At 44.2% G+C, this 224-nt stretch carries 1 protein-coding gene; it reads left to right on the top strand.

Annotated features, from left to right (window positions below; all coding sequences use genetic code 11):
• The coding region (locus V6252_RS13185; protein WP_341610746.1) for a (d)CMP kinase at window positions 1–224 on the top strand (224 nt) is incomplete at both ends.

Below are 224 nucleotides of genomic sequence, written 5' to 3' on the forward strand. Positions count from 1 at the left end.
ATCATCAGTGCGCTACCCTGTTATTTGTATCGTTGGTCCTAGTGGCGCTGGTAATGGCACAGTTACATGGCGTCTAGCACAAGTGTTATGCTATCAGTTGTTAGACTCTGGTGCTCTTTATAGAATTGTTGGTCTAAAAGCCTTTGAAGCAGGTTTGATTAGCGCAGCTGCTAGCCAACCAATTGACGAAGCTGCTGTATTAGCATTGACTGAAAGCTTAGAGA

The organism is Psychrobacter proteolyticus (genome assembly GCF_038155145.1).
Taxonomy (GTDB): domain Bacteria; phylum Pseudomonadota; class Gammaproteobacteria; order Pseudomonadales; family Moraxellaceae; genus Psychrobacter; species Psychrobacter proteolyticus_B.